Here is an 8,158-nt window from a genome sequence, read left to right as displayed (position 1 = left end):
CGACAGACTTGTGCAGAGACTCGAGGTCTAGGCTTCGTTAGTCGTCCTGCTTACTTTCCCCTTAAAACCAATCTGTTTTTCTTAGATTTCAAGCAAAGACAAATCTAATATGGTTCATGTAGAAGGTTTCATGGGGTAATTCAGGATATCACAAACCGAAAACTGGCAGAACTGGAATTGGATCAGTATCAAAAAAACCTGGAGAAATTAGTAGTAGAGCGCACGCAGGAACTGGAAGAAGCAAATGAATTTCTAAAGAAGAAGAACAAAGACTTAGAGGAAATGCATAAATTATTTATTGGGCGGGAATTCAGGATAAAAGAATTGAGAGATGAAATAGCCGCATTGAAAAGTAGATTTAATATTAAAAAAGAGGATTGACCTTGTTAAAACTTTGCAAATGGACTTTAGCCCTTTGCAATGGTTGACCGATATGAGCAAATTATTAGCATTGCTAAATGGCTTATTTGTTTTGCCTTATAATCTATTATCCTCTGATCAACCATTGCGGAGGTGCAGGCACCATGCGCAAGGTCTTGGATGGGTAATGCCTTTTCTGCTTACAAAAAACATTGACAATGGTGTAGCTGGAAAAAAGTTCATTATTGAAATAAAAGAATAGGAATGAAGAATGAAAATAGTATTATTGCTGATGGTTCTGATGATCAGTTTTAGCCTGATTGCAGAAGTTGAAATTACCTTTGAGGGAGAAAATGCAACAATTAATGGCAGTTTTGAATTAGAAAAAATAGCCCAACAGGATATTGACGGCGAGAAATTTAATGAGATAATAATTAAAGATTGTGAAAATGGTGGAGAACCTGGCAAAGTCGTAATTCCGCATTATACCAGGATGCTGGCACTGCCTGATGAGGGTAACTGGTCTGTGAGCGAGCTTAGCTATGAAACGGAAGAAATCCAGCTGGAAAAACCACTTTTATGGCAGGGTATTGGTGAATTAGATCATGAACCTGCAAATGAGCAGTGGTATCCTGAATCTATTATAAAAATCAGTGAACCATCTATAATGAGACAAGTCCGCTTTGGTCAGGTAACGGTATATGGAATGCAGTATAATGCAGCTGAAAATAAAGTGCGCATAATCAAAGACCTTGATTTTAAATTAAATGTGGATATAATGCGAAGCAGCAATCCCAAGACAGCTAGTGGAATACGCAGTGGTTCGGGTTTTTCTGACCTTTCTGAGAGCATTTTGGGGTTTCCGGAAACTCGTGGAGAAACCAAGGGCAAATATTTATTTATCTGCCCCGATAATGCAAGTGTGATATCCACTTTGAATTATCTGGTAGAATGGAAGAAGAAGCTGGGATTTGAAGCAGAAATCGCTACTTTGACTGAAACTGGCAGCACGACTGATGATATAAAGGATTACCTGCAAAATGCTTATGACAATTGGGATATTCCACCGGAATATGTCGTGCTGGTAGGCGATATAAATGGAAATATCACTGTACCCGCCTGGTATATACCCGGCTATCTGCAACCTTATTGTGTGACTGATCACCCCTACACTTTACTTGAAGGCGAGGATTATTTTCCTGACATTATGATCGGTAGATTTTCAGTTCAAAATATAACTCAACTTCAAACTATTGTGAGTAAAATAATCCATTATGAAAGTGAACCAATAGAATCCAGTGACTGGATCAGGCATGCTATCATGCTTTCTTATGTAGTAGATTACGGTGGCAATTATCAGATGTACAGCCCGCGTGAGACAGTGATCGCAGTGCGTGAAAAACTGCTGGATTTCACATATACACAGGTGGATACGTTTATTTGTCCCTGGCAGACAGGTGTTAACAATTTGACTAATCTGCTAAATACCGGTTACACTTTTGTAAATTATCGTGGTGCCGGAGGTCCGGTTTACTGGTCAGGCGGATATGATCAGATGTATTCTATCTGGAATATTGATAATTTGTCAAATGGCTTTAAATTGCCCTTGATCACGAGTATAGTCTGCGGTGGTGGAGATTTTGCCTATAGTAATTATGATACAAGTTTTGGCGAAATGTGGCTGGCTGCGGGAACTTCTACAAATCCTAAAGGTGCTATAGGATTTATTGGACCCAGTGAGCATGACACAAAAACACCATTTAATAATTGTAATGATATGGGAATTTATCAAGGGATCACCCAGGAAGGTATTTTCTCATGCTCCGCAATCATGCTGCGTGGCAAGATGGAACTATATAATAATTATCCCGGCTGTCATCAGATGGATGGAGTTAATGATGCCTGGGATAGCGATATGTTCTATTTTTATGTATATAACCTTTTAGGCGATCCTGGTCTGAAAGTGTGGACAGACACTCCCAAACACTATAACTGTGAGATGGACGAAGTTCTGCCTTTGGGCAGCAGTTCCTATGAAGTAATTCTTCAGGGAGATGATGTAGCAGATCACACTGTGGCATTAACTGCTGATAACGTGCTCTACGATGTATCTGAGACAAATGCCAGCGGGTTTGCTTCAGTAAGCTTTCCAGAAAGTTTAACAGAATTTGAAGTAACTGTGTCAAGATATGGCTATGTGCCTGTTACACAGATTGTGGAGATAACTTCCGAAGATCATATCATCAGCCTGAATAATTATGAATTCAGCACAGAACCCGTCTGTGGAGCTGATATGACTTTGACTGTTACTCTGAACAATAATACTGGAACAGATCAATCCAATCTTCAGATAGAACTTACTGATGATGACGAACTTGTAACCTTGTCAAATGCATCACAGACCATTGATTCCCTTCCTGACGGGATGATGTGTGTATTGGAATTTGACGTGGAATTATCAGATATCTGGCGATTTGATGAACGCAGCTGGCTGCAGCTAAGTATAAATGAAGGTGATCTGGGTAATCATAATATCGGTATTGAAATTGCCTCCCCCGAACTTAATTATGCTGACAGAACAGTGATGAATTCTGAAAACTGCCTATTAATTGGTGAGGGAAATGACATTGAAATAGAATTATATAACAGTGGGGAAACCTCAAGTGGCACTTTTACGGGAATATTGACCAGTCTTGACGGGAAATGCGAGGTTACACAGGCAGATTGTACATTCCCTGATATTTCACCAAATGAAATAGAATCAAACAGCGGAGTGTTCACCGTTTCTCTGGAAAATGATCTGATAACTGGAGAGCCGGCTGCTTTCAATTTATCTGTGATAAGAAATGCTCAACCGGTCTATGATTTTGACTTTAATATTGCTGTGGGAGTGGTAGATGAGAATAGTCCGACATTTTCTGAATACGGCTATTATGCAATAGAAAATAGTGATAATGGTAATTTTGCTCCTCCAGAATATGACTGGCTGGAAATCAGTCCTGCAGAGGGTGGCAGCGGTTTTTTAATTCCTCCTGATCATACAACTTCCGATGGATATTCAACCTGTATTCCTTTGCCATTTGAATTCTGTTATTATGGTTATTTTTATAATGATATAACTGTTTCCAGCAGTGGCTGGCTGGCAATGGGAGACGAAGAATTTGTATTTTTCCGCAATCGGACAATTCCTTCCGGTGTGGGTCCAGCGGGGATGATAGCACCATTTTGGGATTTTTTGATCAATGGAGATATATATTCATATTATGATGAGGATGATCACTGTTTCTATATTGAATGGTATGATTTCATAGATGATTATCAGCATCAACCGCAGAAGTTTCAGGTAATTTTATATGATCCGCTTTTTTATCCGACTTCATCTGGTGATGGTGAGATCAAATTTCAATATCAGGAAATTCATAATGTAGACCAACTTGATCAATTTGCCACGATCGGGATAGAGAATCTTGCTCAAACTGAAGGATTGCTTTTGGGCTTTGCCAACATGTATCCTGAAACCATGCATGAAATCGAAGCTGGCACTGCTATCTTATTTACGATCAAAGATGGTATTATGGCTCCCAGAATTTCTACTGATACCAGTGAATTACATTTCGTTATGCAGCCAGATGAAATTCAGGATTTTTCTATTGATCTGCTTAATAACAGCGAAATTTTCCCGGTTGAATATGAAATGGCTGTAACCCACTTCCCCAGAGGAGAAACAGATATACTCCCAGGAAGAGATATTTCTGGTAACTCCATTAATCCTGTAAATCAGACTTATTTTACAGGTCATGAAATGAACCTTTATGCCTTTATGATCCACGATAATATTGATAATGAAGCAGTGCAGGGAGTTGAATTGTATTTCCCTGATTATGTAGAAGTCACGTCTGCTACTGATATAGGAGAATTATATTATAATGGTCAAACCGGCAGCGGAGCTACCGTCTCCTGGGGATATGGTAGTGGAAATAATTATAATGGTAATACTCCTCAAACCTTTCATGTATATTTTATAGTTGATCCGAGTATCACTGCCCCAGTACCAATTGACTGGAGAATTGATGGGGATGGCAGTGGAGCTGAACCTCATACCGTGAGTGGAACTTTGACCCTTATGCCTTCAAATGAAACTTATATCTGGGTGGAATATCCCAATGGCGGTGAGGAGCTTACTTATGGAATCCAGGATACTATCCGCTGGACAACTTATGGAAATATCACTGATGTAGATATTTATTATACCAATAATAATTTTGTAAATTATGATATACTGGCAGAAAATCTTAATGATACTGGAGAAATGGCTTGGACAATACCAACGGAACTTACCGATTCCGGGAAAATCAGGATAAAAGATTCCGGCAGTACTGAGTATGATACTTCAGATAATAATTTTGCAATCAGAGGACTGGTGATAACAAATCCAGTCAACGGTTCCGTACTCGAATATGGAACCAATGAGACTATTCAGTGGAATTATACTGGAGGTATCAGCACTGTTGATATTGATTACAGCACAACTGGTGGTTATTATTGGGATAACCTGGTAAGTAATGCACCCAATACGGGTTCTTATGAATTCATCTTAAATATCCCTCCAACTGATAATGGCAAGATCAGGATCATTGCTGAGGGAGAAGAAACCATCATTTCTGTGATGACAGGTGAATTCAGCGTTATTGATGTACCCGTAAACTGGTTGACCTTACCGGAAACATCAGGATCGATCGAACCACAGGAAAGCATTACACTGGATTTCACAGTTGATACTGCGGGAATGCCTTATGGAATATTTCAGGCATATTTGACATTCCGTACAGATTATAATCAGGAGCTTTCGATTCCAATCATATTGGAAATTCCTAACCTTGATACAGATGAAAATGATATTCCTGCAGTAGCGGAATTGAAAAATAATTTTCCTAATCCTTTTATGGCGAGTAATAGCAGATCAAATGGCACGGAATTTGAATTTAGTTTATCAAGCCCAGGTGAGGTAAAATTGGCAATCTACAACCTTAAAGGACAAATGACAAGACTTTTGATTGACGAAAATATGGGGTCAGGGAATTACAGCTTCCACTGGGATGGAAAAACCCAGGAAGGATTACCTATAGCTGCCGGGGTATATTTTTATCAGCTTGAATTGGACAGTGAAGTGGTAGCAACAAAAAAATGCCTGCTGTTAAAATAACAGCACAGGAGGTCAAAATGAGTGACGACAAAAAGAAAGTGGAAGTGGAAGAAGAAGAATTGGATCAGGAAGAATATTTTTTAACCCTTGATTTTGATGGTGAGCAAGTGGAATGCGCCATTATAGACGAATTCGAGATGGACGGTAAAAAATACATAGTACTGTTGCCCGAAGATGATGAAGAAGCTTATATCTATTCATATACAGAAACAGAAGATGGTGAAATGACATTGGCTAATCTGGAAGAAGACGAATTTAAGAAAGCCGCAGATTTCTATATGGAGCAAAATTCTATAGATGAATAATCTCTTTGCTCTGGGAACTATAATCATTGCAGCCTCTGCTTTATTGCAGGGGCTGTCTAGTTTTGGCTTCTCTATCCTATCTCTCCCCCTCCTCTCGATTTATCTTTCTCCCAAAACCGTTGTTCCTATGCTCCTGTTCTATTCCATCATTATCAATCTTACTGTTATTGCATCATGCTGGAAATCCTTCTCAATTAAAAGCATTATTTTCCTGCTCATGGGCGCTGTGGCAGGTTTACCAATCGGTGCTCATCTGCTGATGGTATTGAATGATCTCTGGCTGAGAAAGGGAATAGGGATATTTGTAGTTATCCTCTCGCTGCTGCTGCTTAGTGGAAAACGCTGGAAATTGAAAAGAGAAAGAACCAGTCAGTTATTCATAGGCTTCCTGAGCGGAATCCTGGCTGGAAGCGTTGGGATAAGCGGCCCTCCAATTATCCTGTTCCTTAGTAATAAAGGAGTACAGAAGGATGAATTCAGGGCTAATCTCTCAGGATACTTCTTCCTGATCAATATTTTTACTATCCCGGTTTATATCCTGAATGGCCTGTTTACCAAGGAGGTTTTTCACTATACTATTAACTGGTTACCTGCCTTGATTATTGGAGTAGCTGCCGGTACTTTTTTTGCGCGTAAGATCAAGCCGGAGAAATTTGGAAAACTTGTGCTGATACTGCTTCTCTTGACAGGACTGGTGAGTTTAATAAAATAAATCCATGTATGATTTATTGAAAAGCATTATAGAGGAAAGTCTAAAGCGGGTTCAAGCTGATAAATTATTGAAGGCAGTATTGCAAAAGGAAGACCTATCAGGAAATTTCATCCTGATATCTATTGGTAAAGCTGCCTGTGCTATGGCAAAAGCAGCTATTGAACATTTTGGTGAAAGGATCACACAAGGTCTTATCATCACCCCTTATGACCATGCTTTTCCTGTCCATAACTTCCTGATTATCGAAGCCGGGCATCCTTATCCGGACGAGAATTCTCTTCTAGCTGGTCAAAGTATTGCACAACTATCTAAGAAATTAAAGAGAAATGAGCAAGTGCTCCTCCTAATCTCTGGAGGAACTTCCGCACTTGTGGAATTACCCCGTGATGGCATTTCTATTGAAGATATTAAGAAAATCACCAGACATCTACAACTGGCTGGAGCAGATATAATCGAACTCAACACGGTTCGTAAACACCTCTCTTTGGTCAAAGGTGGACAACTGGCACAACTTGCTGATCCCGCAAAAATTTACTCCTATCTACTATCGGATGTGCCAGGTGATAGAACAGATACTATCGGCTCTGGACTTGCTGCACCGGATTTTACAACATCTCAGGCAGCCCAGGAGATATTAAAAAAGTATAATGTAGAAACCAATCCTCAGATACTGAAAGCTATCTCACAGGAAACTCCTGATAAACTCAGAAATATTAGACAAAAAATTATTGGGAATAATGAACTCCTCTGTCATATCACTGCAGAAATTATTCTCAAGAATGGCTATATCCCCTGGTTACTTACTTCTGACATGGCTGGAGAAGCTAAGAATTATGCCCGGATGATACCCGATATTGTCAAAAATGCCCTGAGTCCTAAAAGCAGGATAAATCTTCCCTGCATTGCCATCTGCGGTGGTGAAACCACTGTGAAAGTTACAGGAAAAGGCAAAGGTGGAAGAAATCAGGAACTTGCTCTGTCAGCAGCAATTTCTATTCGTAATCTAAAAGGCGTTACAGTAGCTGCTGTAGCTTCAGATGGTAAAGACGGCAATAGTGAATATGCAGGTGCTATTGTTGATTCGAACAGCTATGACCGTATGCTTTCCTGCGGAATTAATCCTGAAGCATATCTGCATAATAACGATAGTTCTAATGCCCTGAATAAGATTGATGCTGTCATCAATACAGGCAATACAAATACAAACCTGAACGACCTTCTCCTCATCCTGATCGAAAAATAAACTAAACATCACTACCCGGACTTTCTCCATAGCTGCATAAAGATTGTAGTTATTAAATTCAAGGATTTTTTACATATAATGAATATAATAGGCTTAGTAGTAATGGTAACATTATTTTAATATAGTAGTATACAAGTATAAGTGCTTATATAGATGTTCTTCTATAGCTGAACACCTATTCACAAAGAAAAATATTGACAAACTTTTAGGCTTAAAGGGCAAAAATTGGTTGCTATTTTGCTAGAATTTCATCAATCATTCTGATTTTTCTCCATTGTTTAATTCCAGAATGGATTCTCAACTTTGTCTTTAACCTTGAGAAGGTACCTTCCATG

Annotated in this window: 5 protein-coding genes; all 5 read left to right on the top strand. The window is 39.2% G+C overall.

From position 1 onward, the window contains the following. Positions 1 to 177 precede the first annotated feature (177 nt). The 5 genes from RAO94_14070 to RAO94_14050 all read left to right on the top strand — a co-directional run bounded on the left by RAO94_14070 (position 178) and on the right by RAO94_14050 (position 7,823). A complete protein-coding gene (locus RAO94_14070; protein MDP8323468.1) occupies positions 178 to 381 on the top strand; it encodes a hypothetical protein in 204 nt (67 codons plus the stop codon). A 250-nt stretch (positions 382 to 631) separates the two neighbouring features. Then, positions 632 to 5,563 (top strand): C25 family cysteine peptidase, encoded by a 4,932-nt coding sequence (locus tag RAO94_14065; protein MDP8323467.1) that lies wholly within the window; start codon positions 632 to 634, stop codon positions 5,561 to 5,563. Positions 5,564 to 5,580: 17 nt separating this feature from the next. Beyond that, entirely contained in the window at positions 5,581 to 5,868 is a 288-nt protein-coding gene (locus RAO94_14060) for a DUF1292 domain-containing protein (protein ID MDP8323466.1), read from the top strand. Further along, on the top strand, positions 5,861 to 6,580 hold the full coding sequence (locus RAO94_14055) for a sulfite exporter TauE/SafE family protein (GenBank protein MDP8323465.1): 720 nt from the start codon (positions 5,861 to 5,863) through the stop codon (positions 6,578 to 6,580). Before RAO94_14060 ends, RAO94_14055 begins: the two co-directional genes overlap by 8 nt. A gap of 4 nt (positions 6,581 to 6,584) precedes the next feature. Further along, on the top strand, positions 6,585 to 7,823 hold the full coding sequence (locus tag RAO94_14050; GenBank protein ID MDP8323464.1) for a DUF4147 domain-containing protein: 1,239 nt from the start codon (positions 6,585 to 6,587) through the stop codon (positions 7,821 to 7,823). Positions 7,824 to 8,158 lie beyond the last annotated feature (335 nt).

Source organism: Candidatus Stygibacter australis (genome assembly GCA_030765845.1).
GTDB lineage: Bacteria > Cloacimonadota > Cloacimonadia > Cloacimonadales > TCS61 > Stygibacter > Stygibacter australis.
This window is presented reverse-complemented; position numbering and strand designations above follow the sequence as displayed.